24 protein-coding genes are annotated in these 23,371 nt (G+C 43.5%); 13 read left to right on the top strand and 11 right to left on the bottom strand.

Features of this window, described 5'->3' with window-relative positions; genetic code table 11:
* Positions 1–9: 9 nt before the first annotated feature.
* Entirely contained in the window at positions 10–1,038 is a 1,029-nt protein-coding gene (locus KHS38_RS12740) for a 3'-5' exonuclease (RefSeq protein ID WP_213488923.1), read from the bottom strand.
* Between KHS38_RS12740 and KHS38_RS12735 the strand changes: the two genes are divergently transcribed.
* Positions 1,037–3,112: a DUF3858 domain-containing protein gene (locus KHS38_RS12735; protein ID WP_249665387.1), complete on the top strand. Its 2,076-nt coding sequence runs from the start codon at positions 1,037–1,039 to the stop codon at positions 3,110–3,112. The two genes, KHS38_RS12740 and KHS38_RS12735, sit on opposite strands and share 2 nt — an antisense overlap.
* Positions 3,112–5,022, top strand: a complete 1,911-nt coding sequence (locus KHS38_RS12730) for a DUF3857 domain-containing protein (RefSeq protein ID WP_213488922.1) — start codon at positions 3,112–3,114, stop codon at positions 5,020–5,022. The genes KHS38_RS12735 and KHS38_RS12730 overlap by 1 nt, the downstream gene beginning before the upstream one ends.
* Here the strand turns inward: KHS38_RS12730 and KHS38_RS22365 are convergent.
* The 5 genes from KHS38_RS22365 to KHS38_RS12710 all read right to left on the bottom strand — a co-directional run bounded on the left by KHS38_RS22365 (position 5,015) and on the right by KHS38_RS12710 (position 7,424).
* A complete protein-coding gene (locus tag KHS38_RS22365) occupies positions 5,015–5,137 on the bottom strand; it encodes a hypothetical protein (protein ID WP_283770003.1) in 123 nt (40 codons plus the stop codon). The two genes, KHS38_RS12730 and KHS38_RS22365, sit on opposite strands and share 8 nt — an antisense overlap.
* An 85-nt stretch (positions 5,138–5,222) precedes the next feature.
* Positions 5,223–5,795, bottom strand: a complete 573-nt coding sequence (locus tag KHS38_RS12725; protein ID WP_249665386.1) for a C40 family peptidase — start codon at positions 5,793–5,795, stop codon at positions 5,223–5,225.
* Between the two features lie 50 nt (positions 5,796–5,845).
* Positions 5,846–6,124, bottom strand: coding sequence for a hypothetical protein (locus KHS38_RS12720; protein ID WP_213488921.1), 279 nt, complete (start codon positions 6,122–6,124; stop codon positions 5,846–5,848).
* A gap of 12 nt (positions 6,125–6,136) precedes the next feature.
* Positions 6,137–6,919 carry an oxygenase MpaB family protein gene (locus KHS38_RS12715; RefSeq protein ID WP_213488920.1) on the bottom strand — a complete coding sequence of 261 codons (783 nt, stop codon included), beginning with the start codon at positions 6,917–6,919 and terminating at the stop codon, positions 6,137–6,139.
* A gap of 79 nt (positions 6,920–6,998) precedes the next feature.
* Positions 6,999–7,424: a hypothetical protein gene (locus KHS38_RS12710; protein ID WP_213488919.1), complete on the bottom strand. Its 426-nt coding sequence runs from the start codon at positions 7,422–7,424 to the stop codon at positions 6,999–7,001.
* 203 nt (positions 7,425–7,627) lie between these two features.
* On the opposite strand from KHS38_RS12710, the gene KHS38_RS12705 reads away from it, so the two are divergent.
* Together KHS38_RS12705 and KHS38_RS12700 are read left to right on the top strand one after the other, a co-directional pair.
* Positions 7,628–8,281 carry an OmpA family protein gene (locus KHS38_RS12705; protein WP_213488918.1) on the top strand — a complete coding sequence of 218 codons (654 nt, stop codon included), beginning with the start codon at positions 7,628–7,630 and terminating at the stop codon, positions 8,279–8,281.
* A gap of 37 nt (positions 8,282–8,318) precedes the next feature.
* Positions 8,319–8,894, top strand: coding sequence for a PRC-barrel domain-containing protein (locus KHS38_RS12700; protein ID WP_213488917.1), 576 nt, complete (start codon positions 8,319–8,321; stop codon positions 8,892–8,894).
* Between the two features lie 56 nt (positions 8,895–8,950).
* On the opposite strand, the gene KHS38_RS12695 is transcribed toward KHS38_RS12700, so the two are convergent.
* Together KHS38_RS12695 and KHS38_RS12690 are read right to left on the bottom strand one after the other, a co-directional pair.
* Positions 8,951–11,251 carry a TonB-dependent receptor gene (locus KHS38_RS12695; protein ID WP_213488916.1) on the bottom strand — a complete coding sequence of 767 codons (2,301 nt, stop codon included), beginning with the start codon at positions 11,249–11,251 and terminating at the stop codon, positions 8,951–8,953.
* A gap of 70 nt (positions 11,252–11,321) precedes the next feature.
* Complete coding sequence (locus KHS38_RS12690; protein WP_213488915.1) at positions 11,322–11,651, bottom strand: hypothetical protein; 330 nt, start codon at positions 11,649–11,651, stop codon at positions 11,322–11,324.
* 232 nt (positions 11,652–11,883) lie between these two features.
* Here KHS38_RS12690 and KHS38_RS12685 point away from each other — a divergent pair, with 232 nt between their 5' ends.
* From KHS38_RS12685 to KHS38_RS12675, 3 genes are all read left to right on the top strand, one after another.
* Complete coding sequence (locus KHS38_RS12685; RefSeq protein ID WP_213488914.1) at positions 11,884–12,831, top strand: MBL fold metallo-hydrolase; 948 nt, start codon at positions 11,884–11,886, stop codon at positions 12,829–12,831.
* Positions 12,832–12,851: 20 nt separating this feature from the next.
* Positions 12,852–13,382, top strand: a complete 531-nt coding sequence (locus KHS38_RS12680) for a hypothetical protein (RefSeq protein WP_213488913.1) — start codon at positions 12,852–12,854, stop codon at positions 13,380–13,382.
* Positions 13,383–13,449: 67 nt separating this feature from the next.
* The gene (locus KHS38_RS12675; protein ID WP_213488912.1) at positions 13,450–14,688 is read left to right on the top strand and encodes a dicarboxylate/amino acid:cation symporter; all 1,239 of its coding nucleotides are present in this window, start codon (positions 13,450–13,452) and stop codon (positions 14,686–14,688) included.
* Between the two features lie 5 nt (positions 14,689–14,693).
* Here KHS38_RS12675 and KHS38_RS12670 read toward each other — a convergent pair whose 3' ends face one another.
* On the bottom strand, positions 14,694–15,221 hold the full coding sequence (locus tag KHS38_RS12670; protein ID WP_213488911.1) for a 2'-5' RNA ligase family protein: 528 nt from the start codon (positions 15,219–15,221) through the stop codon (positions 14,694–14,696).
* A gap of 548 nt (positions 15,222–15,769) precedes the next feature.
* Between KHS38_RS12670 and KHS38_RS12665 the strand changes: the two genes are divergently transcribed.
* From KHS38_RS12665 to KHS38_RS12640, 6 genes are all read left to right on the top strand, one after another.
* Positions 15,770–16,447, top strand: coding sequence for a GNAT family N-acetyltransferase (locus tag KHS38_RS12665; protein ID WP_213488910.1), 678 nt, complete (start codon positions 15,770–15,772; stop codon positions 16,445–16,447).
* Between the two features lie 9 nt (positions 16,448–16,456).
* Positions 16,457–17,644: an argininosuccinate synthase gene (argG, locus tag KHS38_RS12660; protein WP_213488909.1), complete on the top strand. Its 1,188-nt coding sequence runs from the start codon at positions 16,457–16,459 to the stop codon at positions 17,642–17,644.
* Between the two features lie 79 nt (positions 17,645–17,723).
* A complete protein-coding gene (argC, locus tag KHS38_RS12655) occupies positions 17,724–18,767 on the top strand; it encodes an N-acetyl-gamma-glutamyl-phosphate reductase (protein WP_349627926.1) in 1,044 nt (347 codons plus the stop codon).
* A 37-nt stretch (positions 18,768–18,804) separates the two neighbouring features.
* Positions 18,805–19,950: an aspartate aminotransferase family protein gene (locus KHS38_RS12650; protein ID WP_213488908.1), complete on the top strand. Its 1,146-nt coding sequence runs from the start codon at positions 18,805–18,807 to the stop codon at positions 19,948–19,950.
* A 53-nt stretch (positions 19,951–20,003) separates the two neighbouring features.
* On the top strand, positions 20,004–20,951 hold the full coding sequence (locus KHS38_RS12645) for an N-acetylornithine carbamoyltransferase (RefSeq protein WP_213488907.1): 948 nt from the start codon (positions 20,004–20,006) through the stop codon (positions 20,949–20,951).
* A 9-nt stretch (positions 20,952–20,960) separates the two neighbouring features.
* On the top strand, positions 20,961–21,566 hold the full coding sequence (locus tag KHS38_RS12640; protein WP_213488906.1) for an FMN-binding negative transcriptional regulator: 606 nt from the start codon (positions 20,961–20,963) through the stop codon (positions 21,564–21,566).
* A 59-nt stretch (positions 21,567–21,625) separates the two neighbouring features.
* Here the strand turns inward: KHS38_RS12640 and KHS38_RS12635 are convergent, their stop codons facing one another.
* Both KHS38_RS12635 and KHS38_RS12630 read right to left on the bottom strand, forming a co-directional pair.
* Positions 21,626–21,865 (bottom strand): hypothetical protein, encoded by a 240-nt coding sequence (locus KHS38_RS12635; RefSeq protein WP_213488905.1) that lies wholly within the window; start codon positions 21,863–21,865, stop codon positions 21,626–21,628.
* A 145-nt stretch (positions 21,866–22,010) separates the two neighbouring features.
* Positions 22,011–23,312 (bottom strand): NAD(P)/FAD-dependent oxidoreductase, encoded by a 1,302-nt coding sequence (locus KHS38_RS12630; protein WP_213488904.1) that lies wholly within the window; start codon positions 23,310–23,312, stop codon positions 22,011–22,013.
* Positions 23,313–23,371: the final 59 nt, after the last annotated feature.

The following is a 23,371-nucleotide window of genomic DNA, read 5'->3' as shown; positions in this document are numbered from 1 at the left end:
CTATACTACTTATCCTTTCTTGAACTTATTAGCCAGCATTTGCAGCATATCTTCATTTACCGGAGCGGCCGGCTCTTCTTTCTTTTTGAAAGGTTTGTTGTGTTGCGGCTGCTGGTTATGCGGCCTGAAGTTTTGCTTTTGAAAATCTTTCTTTGGCTTGTTGAATTCGGGCTTTGGCTTTTGCTGGTCATTCTGCGTAGCGCCATCAGCAGGCTTGGCCGGTTTTGCCGGACGGTTTTGCTGCCAGCGTCTGTATATTTCCTCTGCCTTACGTTTGGTGTATAATGGAAAGTCTCCATTCATAATCCAGGCAAAGTAGCTTGGCTCCGCGTCATATACATCCTCAACCCGCTTACCTTTATGTTTACCAAAGTTAAACACCTCGTGCCCTTCATCATTGTAAACCATGCGGCCTACAAAATCAACCGCACGATGCAAGTTAGTAAACTCGTGAAGTGCAGCAACATCATTCACTACCGGAATTGATTTGTTCCCTTTTTTATCTTCCCATTCTGTATTCGCATACCGCTCAACCTGTGCAAGCAACACCTCCATCGTAGCACGGGTATCCGCTTCGGCCGTGTGGGCGTTTATAATATCTTTATCGCAGTAAAAGCGATAGGCCGCCTTTAATGTACGTTGCTCCATCTGGTGAAAAATATTCTGTACATCCACAAAATGCCTTCCGTCCATATCAAAAGCTACTCCGGCTCTTAAAAACTCTTCCATAAGCATCGGTATGTCGAACTTATTAGAATTATATCCGGCCAAATCTGCATCTATTATAAACGCAGCGATCTCATCAGCTACATCCTTAAATACAGGCGCATCTTTAACATCATCGTCGTAAAAGCCGTGTATCAGTGAAGTTTCCAGCGGAATTGGCATTTGTGGGTTAATTAACCAGGTTTTGCTTTCTTCCGTGCCGTCCGGCAGTAACTTGATAAAAGCTATCTCGATCACACGATCGGTACCTATACTGGTGCCAGTAGTTTCAAGATCAAAAAAAGCAAGCGGACGTTTTAAGTTTAATTTCATGCGCAACGTTTTGGCAAAGGTCGTAAAAAGTTTTCACCATGCCTTTATTATTATCAAACATTTGCTCAACTTTGCGCTGCCTAAACGTTACACGATGGTAAAAAAACTATTTATATTAGCCCTTTCTGCGCTTACTATGACCGGCATCTGCAAAGCCGGCGATTTTCCTTACGGACAGTTTACCCACGAGGAACTGGGAATGAAATCATACGCCAAGGATGCTTCGGCACATGCTGTTGTATTGCAGGAGTTCGGCAAAAGCTGGATCAGTACTGCTGGTGATGAAATTAACCTGATACATGAATACCATGTAAAGATCAAAATTTTTGACAGCAAAGGCTTCGACGAAGGTAACATACAGATTCCGTTGTATAAGATTGACGGGAACCGCTTTGAAACCATTACCAACCTAGAAGGAGTTACTTACTATACAGCTGAAGGCGGTAATGTACAGAAAGCCGAGCTGGACCCGAAACAAGTATTTATTGAGAACACAAACAAGTACTGGAGCCAGAAAAAGTTTGCGATGCCCAACCTGCGCCCGGGCTGCGTAATTGAGTTTAAGTACACGTTGCAATCGCCACGCCTGTTCAATTTCAAATCATGGAATTTTCAGTCAGACATTCCGAAAATAGCCACTGAATACGAGGCGCACATACCAGCCGTTTACAATTATAACGCTACGCTCAGAGGCTTTTACAAATTAGCCAACAACAAAGCGGAGCTGGAACGCGATTGCTTTTCCATTGGCGGCAATAGATGTGATTGTTCCAAAATCGTTTATGCAATGACCGATGTGCCTGCCTTCGTTGAAGAAAAGTACATGACCGCACGTAAGAACTACCTGTCGGCCGTTTACTTTGAACTAAACGACTATGTAAGCTTATTTAATGGCTCAAAAGTAAAGGTGACACAAGATTGGGCTACCATCGACCGTGACTTAAAGCAAGACGAGGATTTTGGGTCGCAAATGCGCAAAACCAACTTATTCAAAGATCGGTTACCAGCAGTTATTGCCGGTAAGACAACCGAGCTGGATAAGGCGAAAGCGATATATGCTTATATTCAAAAAAATATTAAGCCAAACCAGTTTTATGGTTTCAGCTGTGATAACGGCATCCGGAAAGCTTTAGATACACATAGCGGTAATGTTGCCGATGTTAACCTGGCGCTCATCGCTGCCCTCAATGCGGCCGGCTTAAATGCAGAGGCCGTATTACTCTCCACCCGCGACCACGGTTTAGTGAATAAATTATACCCCGTGGTTAGTGAATTCAATTACGTGATTGCCAAAGTAAACATAGGCGAGAAGTCGTATTTGCTGGATGCTACGGACAATATGCTGCCTTTTGGCCTGTTACCAATGCACTGTATTAACGATCAGGGCCGTGTAGTAAGTTTAAGCAAGCCATCATACTGGATAGATCTGAAAGCATCACAAAAGAAAACCAGCACCTTTATATTGGAGTTAACTTTACAGGATAATGGCAAGCTAAAAGGTACCTTATCGCGCTATGCAAGCGGCTACGAAGCTTACGAACACCGGAAAGAGATCAAAAAATTCAACACGGTAAACGAATATGTTGAAAACCTGGATGAAAAGCTGCCTAAGATAAAAATCCTGAATTCGGACATTCAAAACTTAGACAGCCTGGAAACACCATTAGCTGAGGTTTATGATGTACAGATTGATGCGTACGATAACACCGACCACCAGAAGCTTTCGTTTAACCCCTATATATTAAGCCGCATTACCGAAAATCCGTTCAAGCTATCTGAAAGAGATTACCCGGTTGACTGGGGCGCTCCTACCGAGACCCGTTTTATGCTGACCCTACATATGCCAAACCAGTACACGGTTGAAACGCCGTTACAGCCTACCGGCTTATCATTACCCAATAAAGGCGGCATGTTTGTAACCAATTTTACTGCGCAGGATAATGTATACACATTTTCGAATGTATTGCAGCTCAACAACTCCATTTATACTGCAGAGGAGTATCCATATTTAAAAGAACTGTTCAGTAAAATTATCCAGACGGAACAGACCGATATTATTTTTAAGAAGAAGTAATGAAATTAATCTTATCGCTTTTATTACTGGCAGCGCTGATAACGCCGGCTGCTGCACAGAATAATTACGAAATAGCTGCCATTCCAAAAGACTTGTTGCCTTATGCCAGTGCGGTAGTGCGTAAAATGGATGAGCGTACGGAAGTAAAATCTTTAGATAATACCGTATACCATCTTAAAGTAGCCATTACAATCCTTAATGACAACGGAGACGATCACGCGGAAATTGTAGTGCCTTATGATAAGAGTAACCGCATCCGTTATATAAAAGGCGTGGTTTATGATGAGTTTGGCAAGCCGGTAACTAAATTTACAGACCGCAATTTCAGCGATGAAAGTTATGCCGACGGCTTCTCACTGTTTACTGATAACCGGCTGAAACATTTCCGCGCCACCAGCATCAGTTATCCCTTTACTATTGAGTACGAAGTTGAAACCACTTCGAAACAGTCTCTCAATCTGGGTAACTGGCACCCAAATCCATACACCGGTACGGCAGTTCAAAGCAGCACCTGCCAGTTTGTATGCAAGCCCGATTTTAACCTGCACTACAAGGAATTGAACTATCCGGGTAAAGTAGCTATCAGCACAGATGCGTCCGGAATGAAGGTATATACGTGGTCGGTAAGTAACCTAAAGGCCATACGTAGCGAACCGTACAGTCCAGACTATGAAAGGTATAAAACACTGGTGAAATTTGCTCCCGAGAAATTCTATTATGAAGGATATAACGGATCCTATACCAATTGGAACGAGTTGGGAAAATGGCAATATGAAAACTTGCTGCGTTCCAGAATGGCACTGCCTACGGAAACTGAAGCGTACATCAAACGCCTTACCGACACCATCAAAACCCCTAAAGACAAGGCTAAGGCTATTTATGAATACATGCAGCACAAAACCCGCTACATCAGTGTACAGGTTGGCATAGGAGGCTTTCAGCCGTTTTTAGCTGCCGATGTAGACCGCCTGAGCTACGGCGATTGCAAGGCCTTGGTTAATTATACGCAAGCTTTACTCAAAGTGGCCAACATTGAGTCCTATTACTGCATAGTACAGGCCGGTAGCCACAAGAAAAGTTTATTGACAGATTTCGCCAGTATGGAACAGGGTAATCACATTATTTTGTGCCTGCCCTTTAAAAGTGATACCACCTGGCTTGAGTGCACCAGCCAGCGTATACCGTTTGGCTTTTTGGGCGACTTTACGGACGACCGTTGGGTGCTGGCTTGCACACCAAGCGGCGGTAAGCTGATGCACACCCCGCGTTATACAGCCGAACAAAACAGGCAAGTATGCATTGCAAATTTAACGCTCAAAGAAACCGGTGAAATTGATGGCAGCATGAATACAACTTTTGAAGGCACACAATACGAAAACCGTAACGACGATGATCGCGATGATACCGAACGTGTCAAAAAGCTGAAAGAGATTTATGCCATCAATAACCTGGAAATCGAAACTTTAAATTACAAGCGCGATAAAAAAACAGAACCGGTAAACCAGGAAAATATCCGCCTTAATGCACGCGACTATGCCAGTTTATCATCAGGCAAGTACTTTGTTACGGTGAACCTGGCCAACCGGATGCGCAGACCACCACGCGAGGTGCGAAACCGAACTACCGACGTATATATTAACCGGGGATATACCGACATTGATGAGATTACTTATAATGTACCTGCCGGCTTAAAAATGGAAAGCAGACCACTGCTGGTAAGTATTACCAAACCTTTCGGTAAGTTTACAGCCACGGCAGTATTGAACGAAAAAAATCAGCTTGTTTACAAACGCAAACTGCAGATGATTGACGGCCACTACCCTAAAGAAAGCTACCAGGAACTGGTTGACTTTTTCCAAGCTGTGGTTGATGCTGACGACTACAGCGCTATTTTAGCGAAAGCTAACTAAATATAATTATGCCCAGAATGATGCCGATAACCATCACCACGTAAAGCAAAATTTCGTTACCGGCAAAGCGCTTGTATTTAGTCCAAAATGAATAATCTTCTTTCTCTTTATTCATAGCACAAAAGTACACAATCCATAACAGAAAAGCCTGCGTTCATTCATTAACGCAGGCTTTCTTATTTAAGAAATCTTTATCCAAGTTACTCGTCATTCATCGCCACATCTGCGGTGCCGACAATCGATCCCGCTCTTGAAAAGTACCGGTACATAGCCGGATCGCGCAGGCGCACTACCATTACGCCTTTGCGGGTGCTTGCGTGTACAATGTAACCGTTTTGCAGGTACACGCCAACGTGGCTGAACTTTTTGCCGTCGAAATCAAAAAACACTAAATCGCCTTCCTGCAGTTGCTCTTCGTACTTACGCTTAATACTATTTATCTGCTGGCCGGTCATGCGTGGCAAGCTAACGCCATACACCTCTTGTTCCAGTAATTGTACCAGGCCCGAACAATCTACGCCATCCCTGTTTTGTCCGCCAAACTTATAGGGCGTACCGTACCACATGTCAATAAAGTTATATAAGCGGCCGTTGCTAATGTCCGTACTGTTCACATTCATTAAAGCTGCATATTTATCGGCAATAAAAGCCTGCGGCTTCACCACCTCTCCTGGCGATCCCTTCAACACAGCTTTCTTTGATTTACATGAGGTAAGCAACAAACCTAACATCAGGCACATTAAAAACGCACGGGTACAATAGCTCAAATTCATTGCCTAAATATAGGCACAAAATGAGGTGGTTAACCAAAGGAAAATAAAATTTACGCAGCCTCAAGAATGGAGGCTCCGTTGTGTTTCTTGTAATCAGCAAATTGCGATTGATATGCACGCGTCACCACAGGTATATACTGCATAGCCTGCCAGGTACCCACAATTTTGAGTAAACTGATCATAGCGGTTGGCAGGCTTCCGGCAGGCAAACCTAATAAATCAGCCACATCATCGCCCAGCAAATAACGCATCAGCTGAACGGTTTCTGAGCCTGTAAATGGTCCGTCTGTGTTTGCAGTACTTAAGAAACTGGTAAGTGCTTGTGTCAAAGCCCTACCCTGTTAAGATGCACTAAATTGGCGTTGCCTGATAACCTGCTCCAGATCAAAAGCCTGCTTACCATTTTGCGGAAGTAAATCGGGCGCAATGCCCGACAAGTATCCGATCACATTCCAAATGTGCATAAAAGCCTGCTGCTCCTGATAGCTTATCGCTATGCCCAACTTACGCAGCCCACGTATTACTATAAGTGAAAATGAAAGATTTGTGCCGGCCATATCGTCCTGGTTTACAGGTAAACCCCAGGTTTTATCCCATTTACCGCTTTGCAGAGTGTAATACCTTACAGCGGCATGCATCAACCGTACTTTTAGCAGTGTTACCAACCCTTTGCCATCAGGCTCAAAAGCATCAGGTGCCATTACGTTCCACACAAAGTCGCCCGTTTCCTGCAAACGCCTGGCGGTATCAGTTCGCATTCGTTCAGATAGATATAAAACACGCGCACCATCTGCCGCTGCGTAACAATAGGGTAAGGATAGCAAACCCAGCATGTTCATAATGAGTGAAGCATAACGGGCAAAAAATGCGGTTCCTTCCTGTATCAGCTTTCTGTCGGCCCATACCGGTAATTGCTGAATACTTGCAAATAGCGGCTCATCAGCATAATCAGCTGGCAGGCTATTGAGTTGATGGTTGAAGGTAAGATCAGACAGCAAAGTCTGCAAGCTTTGTTTACCCTGGCTGCCGGCGAATATGTGGGCGATAAAGCGGTCGGCCAAATCATCGCCAACGCCTCTTTTTGCGGAAAGAACATCGAAGGAGTAATTATATCTAACCGGCATCACACATAAAGTTTAAAGTAAAATACAAAAGGCAAGCCATTGTAACGACTTGCCTTTTCTACAATTTGCTTATTATTCGTTAAAATAAGTTTCCTAAAGCTCCGCCAAGGCCCTTACCTCCGGTTATTGATCCGAGTATGCTATCGGGCGTTAAGCTCGAATCATTAGGATCATTGGTTTTGTGGGCAAACTTTTGCAGTATACCCGGTATCGCAGCGGCGATAGCACCGGTAGCTGCCGGTGGTAAACCAAGTTTGCTGGTTAAAGTACCTACCAAACCACCGGTAATAGCACTTGAAATAGGACTACCAGAACCGGCCCCTGCCAATGAAGACAATAAGCCGCCGATACCACCTTCGCTGGTTGCCTGGCTTTTAACGCCATTCTCAATTGAACTTGCCACTTCGTGATGCACTGCATCAGCTTTATCTGCCGGGATTGCGGACGCTACCTGCGGATCATTCCCTAAATGATCCTTAACCATGTTTAATATCTGATCGAACATAACTTTAAAAATATATTTAATAAAATGATTAGTTGACGAATAAGTTTTAACCAATAGTATAAACCAAACAACTTATAGTAATAATGGATATTGACTTTCGAAAAACTTTTATTTATCCGTGCGGGTTATAATACCGGTTAAAATAATTTTCAACCGAGTAAATATTTTAAGGAAAACTAAATCACTCTAAACAAATTTCGATTATGGCCGAATTAGATGTAAAACCCAAAAGCAGAACACCATGGTGGCTTTGGCTACTGTTGTTATTAATTGTGTTGGGCGTATTGTTCTATTTTTTAAGAATGCGTAACGACAGCGCTAAACAGGTAAGCACTACTACAGTTGTTGATTCAACTACAACCGTTGATAGTTCAAGCACAGCACAGGTAGCAACCACAACTGCCAGCTTTGACAATGTTGATTTCAACTCGCCTACTACCCGTTACGATGAAATATCGGATACAACAATTACGGTTCAGGGCGGCGACAAATATGCCATTTACAGCCTTGGCGGGAATGTGCTTTTTGCTAAAGGCCAAAGCACTTTACAAGGCACTGCTGCAGAGCACCTGAAACAGGTTGCGGCATCCTTACAAAAAAGGTTTAGCAATGCAGTTATCGGTGTGTATGGCCACACAGATGCATCGGGCGATGCTGCTCAGAATAAAGAATTAGGCGCCAAGCGGGCACAGGCAGTATGCGACTGGCTAGTGAGCAACGGGAACTTAAGTGCAGACCGTATTGCTGTAAGATCTTACGGCGAATCTGAACCATTGGCCAGCAATGCTACCAACAAGGGACAGCAGTTGAACCGCAGCGTAGAGATTGTTGCCATACCAGACAGCCTGGCTCATTAAACATAAGAACTAGTTACACTAAATTAAAGATCAAAAAATGGCTTTAGAAGATAACACCACTGATTATAACCACCTGGAAAAATTAGGTGGCAGTGACTATGAAATAGTTGACGGACAGCCTAACATCAAAGGCTGGGATGTGAAAGACGAACGCGGCATGCAGTTTGGCGATGTAGAAGAATTGCTGTTCAATCCGGCAAGCCGCAAAGTGCGCTATATTGTATTGGATACGGATGCTAATGATTTTCGGCTGAATGCCCGTAAAGTTTTAGTACCCATAGGTATTGCTGAGTTACATGAAAATGATGATGATGTAATACTGCCACATGTAACGGCCTCACAGCTGGAAGCCCTGCCCGACTATGATGGATATGGCCTGACACTGGAAACAGAAAACCGCATCCGTACAGTTTTTACCCCATTGCCTACTACTACGGTAGTAACTGAAACCGTAGTACCGACTACACAAGATGAGGCTTATTACAGCCACGAACAGTTTAATCAGAACAAGTTGTACAACCGGCGTAAGCTGCTGCCAGAGCACGAGCAAAAGCGAATCACCGAACGCAGTACCAAATATTCGGATAACGATCCAAACACTGACTTACCATAAGCTATGATTCACTGTTAAAACAAAAAGCGCCGGTTAATAAACCGGCGCTTTTTGTTTTACTTAATATTTAGTGGCAGCAAAAAGCCGAAGCTGATATTACGTCCGAGATCGTAAATGCCCAGTGTTGGATTGGTCTGATCCAGTCGGCCCGGTTTTAAACGGCTCAATGCGCTGTAGTAGCGTTTGTTGGTTAGGTTGGTAGCAGCAATATATACTTTCAGTTGTTGTTTTTTGCCAATTTTGAAAGTAGTACCGGCACCTGCATTAATTAGCGTATACGAATCAGTTGGTGTTTCAAACGTTTCGTCTACACGGCCTTGTTTAAAGAAATTATCCAAGCCGGCATATACATACAAGCTATTCAAACCTTTAACCTTAGGTTCAAACCGCAAGGTATTGTGTAAAGTACCAGCAGGAATGAATGGCAGCGCCCTATCGAACGAACGGTTTTGCGCGTGCGTATAATTGAACGTATTTTCGAAATGGATAAATGTTACCGGGTGCAGGGTAATATTGGCCTCAGCACCATATAGGTTGGCATTTACCTGTCCGTAACGGTATATAGGATAAGTATTGGCCGAACCATCTTCTTCTGTTACATCAGTAGTTTCGCCATTACGGTTTGAAGCATAGATGTAATTGTGAATATAGTTTTCGTAGATACCCAAACTACCTGTTAATATGTTCGCACCAAACTCCAATGTGGCATCGGCCTGATAGCTACGCTCGGCTTTCAGATCAGGATTCCCAACTTCGTAACGGTACGTTCCTTCATGAACACCGTTTGAACCCAGTTCGGCGGGGTTTGGTGCACGGAAAGCAGCACCTGCATTAGCTTTAAAGTTCAGGTTTTCGTTAAACACGTGAGTATACCCCAAGGCACCGCTCAGGCTGTTGAACGTATTTTTGAAGCCCGAAAATTGCTCCTCCTCTTCAATAAATAACTGCTTACCTACGTTGTAAATATAATCGTAGCGTAAACCTGCGCTATAAGTATCCTTGTTTACGGTCTTCTTTAAAAAGCCAAACACACCGGTAGAATAGCTGTCATAATTTGGGATGAGGTATTCTTCGGTCGCCTTATTTACACTATGGCTCCAGGCGCCGCTTAAACCAATAACAGGCTCCCAACCGTTGCTAGTTGGCAGATAATACTTAGCATCTAATGAGTAAGTATTCAAATCAAAAAACAGCGATGGATCGGTACCATCTTCCAGCTCACGACGCTGGTTTTTCTGATAACCTAAATCCAGTTTTAATGAACCTTCGCCTATCACGAAGTTATTGTTTAACGCTATTTTGTAATGGCGAATATCCTGTCTCGGAAAATCAAGCGTTCTGCTTTTCTCAGTTGTATACAACTCGTCAGCCGATTCGGGATCATAAAACCCTATGTTGTTTTTATAATAAGAAAAATTCAGGTGCGAGTAGCCCCACTGCTTATTTAAGCCCAGCATACCACTAAAGTTAGTATTGTTATAACCGCTGTTAGGGAAATAACCATCGGGTGTTTTAAATGAGTAAGCATTTTGGTAGGAACCGCGTGCGCGCCATACAAACCCATTCTCGTTACCGGTTAACATAGCCGACGTTCCGGTTAAGCCGTTGTTGGTAGCATAGTTAGACAGCAATTCGCCTTTGATTTGGCCAGATGTTGGTGTGGCTGGCTCCAAAATATTGATTACACCGCCAATGGCATCCGAGCCATATAGTAATGATGCAGCCCCGCGCAACACCTCCACGCGGTCGGCCTGGTACTGGTCAATCTCAATACCGTGCTCATCGCCCCATTGCTGGCCCTGTTGTTTAACACCATCTGTAAGTGTAACCACACGGTTGTAACTTAAGCCACGAATAACCGGCTTAGAAATAGCCGGACCGGTACTGATCTGGCTTACGCCAGGCACAGACCTGGCCAAGGCATCAATCAGGTTGGTTGATGCGTTTAGCAGCTGCTCTTTTTGCACTACTGTAGCCGATGTACTGTTGTACCGGCTATTGGCCGTAACGGCAGTACCGGTAATTACCACCTCGTTGGTTTCGGTAATGCTTGGTTGCAAAGCAAAATCAAAAGAAGACTGGGCGGTTAAATCAACCGTACGTACTATTGATCGATAACCGATAAACCTTACCTCTATCACAAACTTACCTTTGGGCGGCAGGGAGTGAAGGGTATACTGACCATTAACATCTGTAATGGTATTGATACGTAATTGAGGCACGCTAACGATAGCGCCTGCTATGGGCTGATTGCTTTTACCATCGAGTACTTTACCGGTAATATCGCTTAAAGGCAGAGCAAAGATATAAGCAGGCAGAATAAGCAGCATGAAGCTGAATATGAACTTTAATTTCATGATTATTTTTTTGACAAGGGGACATAAAAGAAGTTTACGTAGGCTTTTAAAAAATCTACGTTTAAATTAACTAAGCAAATAAATGCTCAGCAGGTGGCCCCCTGTTGCCAGATAACAGCAGTTCAATACTCTGGTAAATTTCCGTGTAGGTTACATACTGATGAGTGATGCTTGCCGTAAAGAAAAACAGCTGCTGGGTTTGCAGCATCATCTGCACGTGACTGCTTTGCGCACAAATCTGACATTTGGTATCAACCGCATTTGATTTGTGCTTGTTTATCGTATAATGTATATACGATGTTTCAGATTGGTGGTTATGCGCAAAAACAATTACCTGGCCTGTTACAAATATCAGTAACAGCCAAATTGATGATAATATGTTTTTACTACGCTTTTTCAAATCTGAACAGCAGCAAAAATAGGCATAATATGTTGCCACACTACCAAACCATTATGAATATATCTTAAATATTACATTTTTACGAATACCTAATACATATCTGTATTATTCACTCAATAGTTATTAAACTAAGTTAATCTGTTGCCCGAAGTAGAAAGATCAAGTAGTAATATTTAAAACTCTAACCTACACAAAGCTGTTGCTATAAACATAGCCAATTGAAAATGCAACTATGAAAAAGAGAAACGAGGTAACCACCACTTACGAAGATTATTTTGATGTTGCCCCCGGCGTATGGGGTATGCGCATTGTGTTTGCCAACATATATATGATTGCCACCCAGAATAAGGAATGGGTTTTGGTTGATGCCGGCCTGAATGGCTTTGCCGGCCGTATTGAAAGAATGGCTGCTGACTTGTTTGGCGAAAACAACCCGCCCGCTGCCATTATACTTACCCATGGCCACTTCGACCATGTGGGCGCGTTGAAAAAACTACTTGAAAAATGGGACGTGCCGGTGTATGCGCACCCGCTTGAAATACCTTACCTAATTGGCCAATCAGCCTATCCACCGCCCGACCCTACCGTCGGGGGCGGCATGATGAGTACGCTTTCAGTATTATACCCTAAAAAACCGATTGACATTGGTGATAAGGCTTTTATTTTAAACGAAAACGGCAGCCTGCCTCACCTACCCGAGTGGAATTATATTCATACGCCGGGGCATGCCCCGGGACATATCTCCTTGTTTCGCAATCGTGACAAAGTTTTGATAGCAGGTGATGCATTTGTAACCACCCAGCAGGAATCGGCATTTTCGGTTGCCAAGCAAAAAAAACTGGTATCCGGTCCCCCAAAGTATTTCACTGTGGATTGGAAAGCAGCGGCGGAGTCGGTTAAAAAGCTGCGCGACCTGCACCCTGCCATTGCAGCTACCGGACACGGCAAGCCTATGTCGGGCCAAGAATTACGTGACGGACTGGATTACCTGGTGAGCCACTTTAAAGAGGTTGCCGTGCCCGAACAAGGCCGCTATGTGAAAGAGTCGGCTAAAACTAATCGCCGTGGTGTACTTTATGTTCCGCCACGTCCGTTTAGCCCGGTGCTGGCAGCCTCAGCAGCAGGCTTAGTTGCCCTGGGCTTATATACATTGGTAAAAAGTTATCAGAAAAAGAAGTAGCTAACCAAATAACCATCACTATGCAACAGCGCAAAATTGCTTTAGCTAACATTGCCGGCACCACCTTAATGACCGCTTTTAGTCACCTGATGTCATCTGTCAGGAATAAAAATTTCAGTGAACCCGTTTTGCTGAGCAAATTCTTAGAGAAAGCACCTGTAAATGTTGATTCCAAATATGCAAAGCCAGCCGGCTGGGTAGGCCACTACCTGGTCGGGCACGCTTTTGCCGGCGTTTACCAATTAATTTTAGATAAGCAAAATGCTAAACCATCCTTTAAAAAAGGTTTGGCTATGGGTATACTAAGCGGCGTGGCAGGCATAGGCATATGGAAAGCGGCCTTTAAGCTTCATCCCAACCCGCCTAAAACGCCGGCCAAAGAATTCTTTACCCAGTTACTACTGGCGCATGTGGTTTTTGGCTTAGTTACAGATGGTGTATTACAACTTTTGGAAAAAGCAAAAGAAACGACTGTTGATGTAAAAATAGATCAGGCAGACGATACTTATTACCCGCTGCAAGATGAACAAGCCATTGTATCACCATCCTGATATTTACAAATGACTGATTGTTCATATAACCAATATAAATGTATTTTTAGCCGGTAAAATTCACTTAATGGGAAACTGGTTTAAAAATTACAGCGGCATAATCTGGCTGTTACTGGGCATTATTGCAGGCAGTATAGGCGGCCTTATTTTCGGCAAACAGGTGGAGGTGTTGAAGCCGGTTGGCGACATCTTTTTAAACCTGTTGTTTACCGCCGTAATACCACTGGTTTTCTTTGCCATATCTTCGGCTATTGCCAACTTAGGTACCGGCGGCAAAATAAGCCGCATTATGGGTGTAATGTGCATGGTGTTTTTAGTTACGGTATTGATATCAGCATGCCTCACCATTGTTGCCGTTTGGATATTCCCTGTACATGAGCAACTCACAGCCGCCCGCCTTACCGAAACTATTGTGAAAAAGCCGTTTGGCGACCAGCTCACCCAACTTTTTACCACCAGCGAATTCTATGAATTGCTATCTCGCAAGAGCATGCTGGCTATGATTATTTTTTCGATACTCATTGGCTTTGCAGCTTTACGCTCGGGCGAAAAGGGTGCAGCCTTTGGTCGTTTTCTATTGGCCGGGAATGAGATATTTAAGCAGGTGTTTATCCTCATCATGAAGTTGGCCCCCATCGGGCTGGGCGCTTACTTTGCCTACCAGGTGGGCGTGTTCGGTCCGCAACTGTTTGGTGCCTATGCGCGTTCATTAGGCATATACTATGGCGTAGGTGCGTTTTATTACGTGGCCGGTTTTAGCTTATACGCTTTCATAGCCGGCGGCGTTAAAGGATTTAAAAAGTACTGGAAAAACAACCTCATACCGTCGGCAACGGCAGTAGGCACTTGCAGCAGTATAGCTACAATCCCTGCTAATATGGATGCAGCAAAAAAGATTGGCATACCTGATGTAATTGCCAACGTAACTATTCCGCTGGGTGGCACATTGCATAAAGATGGATCTAGTATATCCTCCATCATTAAAATGGCCGTGGTATTTGCCCTGTTTGGCAAAGGCTTTAACAGTGCGGATGTAATTGTATTAGCGCTTGCCATGACGGTATTGGTTAGCCTGGTTGAGGGCGGCATACCCAATGGCGGTTATGTTGGCGAACTGCTTTTCATATCTGCCTACGGCTTTCCGCCCGAAGCATTACCGCCTGCCATGATTATCGGCACATTGGTTGACCCGATGGCTACCCTGCTCAACTCAACCGGCGATACGGCGGCCGCGATGCTGGTAGCTCGCTTTACCGAAGGCCGTAATTGGATGGAAACTGAGCCGCAGGCTACTGATAGTATTTAAGTAAATTACTGATTAGTCCCACCTCCATTTCCTGTAAACTCAAAATACTTTACAAACTCCCAGGGCCCTCCCTTATATGCCCAAAGGCTTAAACCAAAACCCTGTGCAACGAAAGGCACAAACTCTTGCTTAATTTGTGCCTGCAAACTTTTGGCTTGGTCGGGCGACACCTTGTTTTGAATGGTTATATGTGGCCAAAGCTTTTGCCTATCTTGTGGAATAAGCCATTGTTGCCATTGCTGTTGCAAGCGTTTATGCCGGGTCATTAAAGGCATGTTTTCCAGTTTGTAAGCTACGCCATTACCAATACTCACTACATCGGTTACTTGCAACGCTAACGGAGCAGTTTGTTTACCGCATTCTTTTATATCGTTTATAATTTGCTGCTCATGAGCCGGCAAGTGATGGAAGAGCGTTAAGTGTGCATCTAAATAGTTGCGTTCTGGCGGAAAGTATTGCTTTCGCAGCGCATTGAAAAAACTTTGCGATTCCTTATCTAAAACTAAGGTAAGTATCAATGGAGCATCAGTCATAGCATGTAAACGATGTCACCTCAAATAATGTTTATAGGCGGTATTTAGATATTGAAATTCTACTTATATCAACGCCAGTTTTCTTTTACCAGGCAAACCTCCGTTTGCGTTCAAAAACTGGCAATATTTATGTCGTTTCTGGAGTTTTACTCTAAAACAATTTCCAGTAAGTGATTTATCAATATTAATACCCTTATAACCCTCTGAATGTTAAGTTTATATCATAATGAAATTTTTACTTGCATAAATAAAAATTATTGCGATACTTTGCACAAAATTTAAAAGCAAAAGCAACGTCAAAAAACAATGAAGATTCAAAGCATATACAGGTCTAAAACTGCAGCAGTAATTGCTCGGTTTACCATGGCTTTGACTACTACTGTTTTTGCAGCTCCTTCCCTGCGACGACGATTGTATATTCCACGGGTTTAATTGACAGGTCAAGTCAATTCCGCTATCAATTTGAAGTTTTATTAAACTTCATCCCCCAAAAACCATTTAATTACTTAAGGCGCAAGCCATTAATTTAACGGTATTCTTATATACTAATGACCATAAGAGATTTTAATATACAGGAAGCATCTGCACAGTATGTTGATTATGCACAACAAATTTGTGATGAAATGGCTTCATCAGCAAAGGCACGCGGTACCGGTATAGCTCAGCGCTCGCCCGAATATGTGGCCAACAAAATGCTGGAAGGCAAAGCCGTGATAGCTTTGCACAAAGATGGTACCTGGGCCGGCTTTTGTTATATTGAAACCTGGAGCCACGGCGAGTTTGTGGCTAACTCAGGCTTAATTGTAAACCCCGAGTTCCGGAAAGTTGGTTTAGCAAAAGCGATTAAAGAGGCGGTCTTCAATCTTTCGCGAAAAAAATATCCCGATGCTAAGATATTCGGCTTAACCACAGGTTTGGCGGTAATGAAAATCAATTCTGAACTAGGCTACGAACCGGTTACCTACTCTGAACTTACCCAGGATGAGGACTTTTGGAAAGGTTGCCGCAGCTGCGTAAATTATGATATTTTAACTGCTAAGGGTCGTAAAAATTGCCTGTGCACCGCCATGCTGTGGGACCCTGTAGATAAGCAAAAGCAGGAAGAAGAACGCATGAAAAAAATTACGCATAAAGCTACACTGCTTGAGCGTATTGAGAACGCATTAAAAGGAACAGTAAAAGTATTTGCACTGGCTATTACCAGTTTAATAACATTGATAGGCTAACACATAAACATGAAGAAAAAAGTAGTACTGGCATACAGCGGTGGTTTAGATACCTCTTTTTGCTGTATTTATTTAACTCAGGATTTAGGTTTAGAAGTACATTCGGTAATTGTAAATACCGGTGGCTTTAGCGACGAAGAACTTAAACAGGTGGAAGAGCGTGCCTATAAAATGGGCGTTACTTCACACCATGTGGTTGATGAAACCGAGAACTTCTATAATACCTGCGTTCGCTTTTTAACTTATGGTAATGTGTTAAAAAATAACACCTATCCGCTTTCGGTAAGCGCCGAGCGGGTTAGCCAGGCTACTGCTATTGCCAACTATGCCAATGAAATCGGTGCCGAATACGTAGCTCACGGCAGCACCGGTGCCGGGAATGATCAGGTTCGTTTCGATATGATCTTTAACATCCTGGTACCAAACGTACAGATACTTACTCCTATCCGCGACTTAAAACTAAGCCGCGAAGAAGAGATTGAATACCTGAAAAAGCACGGTGTAGAGATGAACTTCGAAAAGGCCAAATACTCGATTAATAAAGGTATTTGGGGCACATCCGTTGGTGGTAAAGAAACTTTAACCTCTAACCTGGGCTTACCGGAGGATGCATGGCCAACTCAGGTTACATCAACCGAGCAACGTAACCTGGAGCTGGAGTTTGAAAAAGGCGAGCTTGTAGCGATTGACGGCACCCGATACGAACATCCAACCAAAGCTATTCAGTCTTTACAGGCTATTGCACAACCTTACGGCATTGGCCGCGATATCCATGTGGGTGACACGATCATCGGTATTAAAGGCCGTGTAGGTTTTGAGGCAGCTGCGCCAATGGTAATCATCAAAGCGCACCATACGCTGGAAAAACACGTGTTAACCAAATGGCAGCTTTCATGGAAAGATCAGTTATCATCTTTTTATGGCAACTGGCTGCATGAAGGCCAGTTCCATGACCCGATCATGCGCAACATTGAGGCTTTCCTGACGGATACACAGCAAAATGTAAGCGGTAAAGTATTTGTGGAATTACACCCTTACCGTTTCCAGGTTACCGGTATCGAATCGGCTCACGATTTAATGTCGAACAAATTTGGCAGCTACGGCGAAATGAACAACGCATGGAGCGGCGAAGACGTTAAAGGCTTCTCTAAAATTTTCGGTAACCAGGTAATGATTTATCACAAAGTAAATCAATAAGCTTTTCGTTAGCATCAGGTGCAGTTAATATCGCACCTGATATTTGTTTTTTTCCATTTATAAAGCAACAGGATCAATTGTGAATAGCGTTCCAACAATATTAGTTCCCATTTCGGGCGGTTCAAAAATCAAGGCAGGCATTGTAGGCGGTGCAGGTTATACCGGTGGCGAGCTGCTGCGTATATTGATCAATCACCCTGAGGTGGAGATCGAGTTCATACACAGTAACAGCAATGCCGGTAACTTTGTATATGAGGTACATACCGACCTGTTTGGGGATACGGAACTGAAATTCACCAACGACCTATCCAACCATATTGACGTACTGTTTTTGTGCGTTGGGCACGGTGATGCACGCAAGTTTTTACAGGCCAACCCTTTTCCTGAAAAAGTTAAGGTAATTGATTTGAGTCAGGATTTTAGATTGACGGATAAATCAGGCATCGAATACGAAACTACCGACCATGCCGGTCGCGCCTTCGTTTATGGCTTACCTGAATTAAACCGTGATGCCATCAAGCAGGCCAGCAATATTGCCAACCCGGGTTGCTTTGCTACCTGCCTGCAGTTGGGCTTATTGCCTTTGGCTGCCAGCAACAACCTGAATGCCGAGGTACACATTACAGCCACAACCGGCTCAACCGGGGCGGGACAAAGTTTATCAGCTACATCGCACTTTACCTGGCGCAATGATAACCTTTCTGTATACAAAGCTTTTGAGCATCAGCATTTGAAAGAAATTAGTCAGTCGTTAAAACAACTTCAAGGTAGTTTTGATAAACCAATCAATTTCATCCCCTACCGTGGCGATTTTACCCGTGGCATTATTGCATCCATGTATTTAGATAGTGATTTGACTGAAGACGAAGCCCTGAAGTTATATGCTGACTTTTACAGTGCGCATCCTTTTACTCACGTTACTACCCGCAATATTGATTTAAAGCAGATTGTAAACACGAACAAGTGCTTTATACAAGTACAGAAAAAAGGCAATAAATTATTCATCATCAGCATTATGGACAACTTGCTGAAAGGCGCTTCAGGTCAGGCTGTACAAAACATGAATTTATTATTTGGCCTGGACGAAAAGTTGGGCTTGAACTTAAAAGCAACAGCTTTTTAATTAATTATATTTTTAACATTTAAACTTTAGTTGCAAAATGAAACTATTTGATGTTTACCCGATTAATCCGATCGAGATCGTAAAGGGTGTTGGTAGTTTGGTTTATGATGCTCAAGGCACTGAGTATCTGGATCTGTATGGCGGCCATGCCGTAATTTCTATTGGTCATACCAACCCCCGATACGTTAAACGATTGGAAGATCAATTGCATCAAATTGGTTTCTACTCCAACTCAATTGAAATACCCCTGCAAAAACAGCTGGCCGAAAAGCTGGGTAAAGTTTCAGGGAAGGAAGATTATCAACTGTTTTTGTGCAACTCCGGTGCCGAAGCTAATGAGAACGCGCTTAAACTGGCGTCATTCTATAACGGTAAAAAGAAAGTGATTGCTTTCCGCAAAGCTTTCCACGGCCGTACCTCGCTGGCTGTTGCCGCTACGGATAATCCAAAGATTGTAGCGCCGGTAAACGAAACGGACAATGTGATCTTTTTGCCTTGGTGTGATGAAGCCGCTTTAGAAAAGGCATTTGCAGAAAACGAAATTTCCTCAGTAATTATTGAGGGCATACAAGGCGTAGGTGGTATACAAGTAGCTACCGAAAGCTTTTTACAAAAAATAAGAACGCTTTGCGACCAGTACAACGCCGTATTTATTGCCGATTCGGTGCAATGTGGCTACGGACGTACCGGTAAATTCTTTTCTCATGATTTTGCCGGTGTAAATGCCGACATCTACAGCATGGCTAAGGGCATGGGTAACGGTTTCCCAATTGGCGGTATCATTATCTCTCCAAAAATTCAACCATCTTACGGTATGCTGGGTACCACCTTTGGTGGCAACCACCTGGCCTGTGCAGCTGCATTAGCCGTACTGGAAGAAATGGCAGAAAACAACCTGATGCATAACGCTGCTGAAGTTGGTGCTTACCTGATGGAAGAGCTGAAAAAGTTTGAGCAGGTAAAAGAAGTAAGAGGCCGCGGCCTGATGATTGGCATTGAATTACCCGAAGAACTGGCGCACGTACGCAAAGAACTTCTGTACAAACACCACATTTTTACCGGCGAAGCCAAGCCAAACGTAGTAAGGCTGTTACCGGCACTAAACTTGTCCAAAGCACATGCCAACCGCTTTTTACAAGCGTTTGCCCAGGTGCTCGAATCATCAAAAGAAACTGTAGCTTAATCTTTCATCTCATATAAAAATGCCTCCGTTTAAACAGAGGCCGTGAAGAATTCATGAAACAATTCACTTCCGTACACGACGTTACTGACATTAACGCTTTAGTTAGCGAGGCATTACAGCATAAAGAAAATCCTTATGCTCACCAGCACCTGGGTAAAAATAAAACCATCGGACTGGTGTTTTTAAACCCAAGTCTGCGTACCCGCATGAGCACTCAAAAAGCGGCCTTGAACCTGGGTATGAATGTAATGGTGCTCAATATTGATAAGGAAGGCTGGGCGCTTGAATTGCAAGACGGCGCTGTAATGAATGGCACCACGGTAGAGCATGTTCGCGAAGCTGCGGCAGTATTAGGTCAGTATGTTGATATCATCGGTGTACGCTCGTTCCCCGGACTTCAAGATCGTGAGGAGGATTACAGCGAACAAGTGTTCAACAAGTTTGTGGAGCATTGCGGCGTACCCATCGTAAGTTTAGAATCGGCAACCCGGCACCCGCTGCAAAGCCTGGCCGATTTAATTACGATTGAGGAACTTAAAACCAAGGCCCGCCCGAAAGTTGTACTTAGCTGGGCACCGCACATTAAACCATTGCCACAAGCCGTACCTAACTCGTTTGCCGAGTGGATGTGTAAAGCTGATGTGGAATTTGTGATCACCCACCCCGAGGGTTACGAGCTGAATACCAATTACACCCTAGGCGCTACCATCATCCATAACCAGGACAAAGCGTTACAAGGTGCCGATTTTATTTATGTTAAAAACTGGTCAGCCTATGAGCCTTACGGAAAAGTTATTAAAGGTTTTGATGATTGGATGCTAACCAACGAAAAACTGCAGGTAACAGACAATGCCAAGGTAATGCACTGCTTGCCAGTACGCCGTAACCTGGAGCTATCTGATGAAATTTTGGACGGACCAAATTCTGTTGTAATACATGAGGCGGGTAACCGTGTTTGGGCTGCACAAGCTGTATTGAAACAACTGCTGGAAAGCCTGTAATAGCTTGCCATGTATACGCCTAAACATTTTCAGATAACGGATACCAGCGAAGCTGTAGCATTTATGCAGCGCTACAGCTTCGCTACCTTGATCTCCATAAATGATAACCTGCCGATCGCAGCACACCTCCCTTTTGTTGTAAAAGAACAGGAAGGCAAAGTTATCTTATCATCACATCTCGCAAAACCCAATCCGCAATCAGATGATCTGACGCACGGCACAGCGTTAGTAATTTTTGCGGAACCACATGCCTATATAGCACCCAAGCATTACGAAAAAGAGCTTAATGTGCCTACCTGGAATTATCTGGCGGTACACGCTTATGGAAAACCGGTAAGTGTTAACGATGAGCACCAGCAGTTAAAAGCGCTGGAAGAAATGATAAGCTATTATGATGCCGACTACCTGCAACAATGGGCTGGACTGCCAATTGAATATAAGTTGAAGCTTTGCAAGGGAATTACTGTTTTTGAAATGGAGGTTACCGATTTGCAAGGCAAGAAAAAGTTAAGCCAAAACAGATCTGCTATAGATAAGCAAAGTATTACTACAGCATTAAGCAACAGCAGCAACGATAATGAAAAAATAATTGCCGAATATATGCGAAAGGAATAAAAAAATAAGCCGATGGTTAACTCAACCATCGGCTTATTTATCTTTAGCAAGTGCTATAATTATTCACTGCCTTCTAATTTCACTAATTTGTTATACAAGCCCAGCAATAAGAATGGTGCTGGCCACTGACCTACAAATAAAGCCAGTTTGTCTTTTTGCATAAGTTTAAGCGTTAATGATACGCCGATTGCGCCTACAGCAGCCCACAGAAATAAATCGGATGGTAACTTAGCTGTTTGCTGCTCGATAGCTTTAGCCACTGGGCCTTCGCTATGTTCAGGATTGAAGTTTGTTGCCATAATGGTAGTTGTTAAATAATTCTCTTTATTTAGTAACACCATTTTTTACTTATTGTTAAGTTTTTTATTAAAAAACTTTATTTACATACACAACAAGCAAATACATTAACTATCACAACAGCAAAATCTAATCAAACAGTACCTGCTATTTAGCAATAGGGTCTGTTTTCATTGTTTCCGTATCAAAGTAGTGTATCACCATACGGTTATCCGTGTTTTTACTAAAATAGTTAACAACCCAGCTAAAAAACACGATAAGCTTGTTACTGAAACCAGCCAGCGTCATGATGTGTACAAACAACCACAATATCCAGGCAAAAAAGCCCTGAAAACGTAGCTTACCTAAATCGGCCACAGCTTTATTACGACCTATGGTTGCCAGCGTACCCTTATCACGATACTTGAACGGAACGGTTGCTTCACCCTTAATTAAACGTATCAGGTTTTTACCCAACTGATCACCCTGTTGTATGGCTACAGGTGCTACGCCCGGATGGCCGTTAGGCGTTTCGTCGGTTACAATTGCTGCTACATCACCTATAGCGAATATATTTTCGGATCCCTTAACCCGGTTAATTACATCTGTTTGTATACGGGATCCTCTGACAACCAGCTCCGGCGGAATACCATCAAGCACCTCTCCCCTTACACCCGCTGCCCAAAATACGGCGCGCGTTTGTACATGCACACCGTTATCAATTTGCAGATCGATACCGTTGTAACTTTGCACATGTACACCGTTGTAAATAATCACGCCCATATCGGTCAGGAAATCCTTGGCTTTGGTTGATGCCGGTTCAGACATGGCAGCTATCAGCCTCGGTTTACCCTCAACCAGATAAACTTTCATTTCTTCTTCCTTTAGGGAAGGGTAATCTTTAGTAAGCATGTGTAACCGCATTTCGGCCAATGCACCCGACATTTCAACACCGGTTGGTCCGCCGCCAACTACCACGAATGTAAGCAGTGCTGCCCGTTCAACCGGATCAGTGGTCAGCACCGCTTTTTCCAGGTTTTGCACCATAAGGCTACGAAAGTTCAGCGCTTCCGGAATGTTTTTCATGGGCATGGTAAAGTGTTCCATCTCCTTGTTACCAAAGTAATTGGTATTGGAGCCGGTAGCTATTACCAGATAATCATACCAGATATCGCCAACTGTTGTAGTAACCGTATTACTTTCAGGGTTTATCTTTTGAACCTCGGTAAGATGAAAGGTAAAGTTTTTTTGACCTGCAAAAATTCGGCGGAGTGGGAAGCCAATAGCATCACCCTCAATGGCGCCAATGGCAATTTGATAGAGCAGCGGCTGAAATGTGTGGTAATTGTGCTTATCAAGCATTATAATTTCAACATCCTGGCTTCTTAATGTTCTGCCTAAATTAATGCCGGCAAAGCCCCCGCCTATAATAACAATACGCGGCTTACCGGTAGTACGGTTTACATTCATAGAAAATTCTGATAAGCTGATCAGCTTGTATAAGTCTAAATTTTAAACCCCATTATAAG

The sequence above is a fragment of the Mucilaginibacter sp. Bleaf8 genome (assembly GCF_018390515.1).
In the GTDB taxonomy this organism is placed as follows: domain Bacteria; phylum Bacteroidota; class Bacteroidia; order Sphingobacteriales; family Sphingobacteriaceae; genus Mucilaginibacter.
This window is presented reverse-complemented; position numbering and strand designations above follow the sequence as displayed.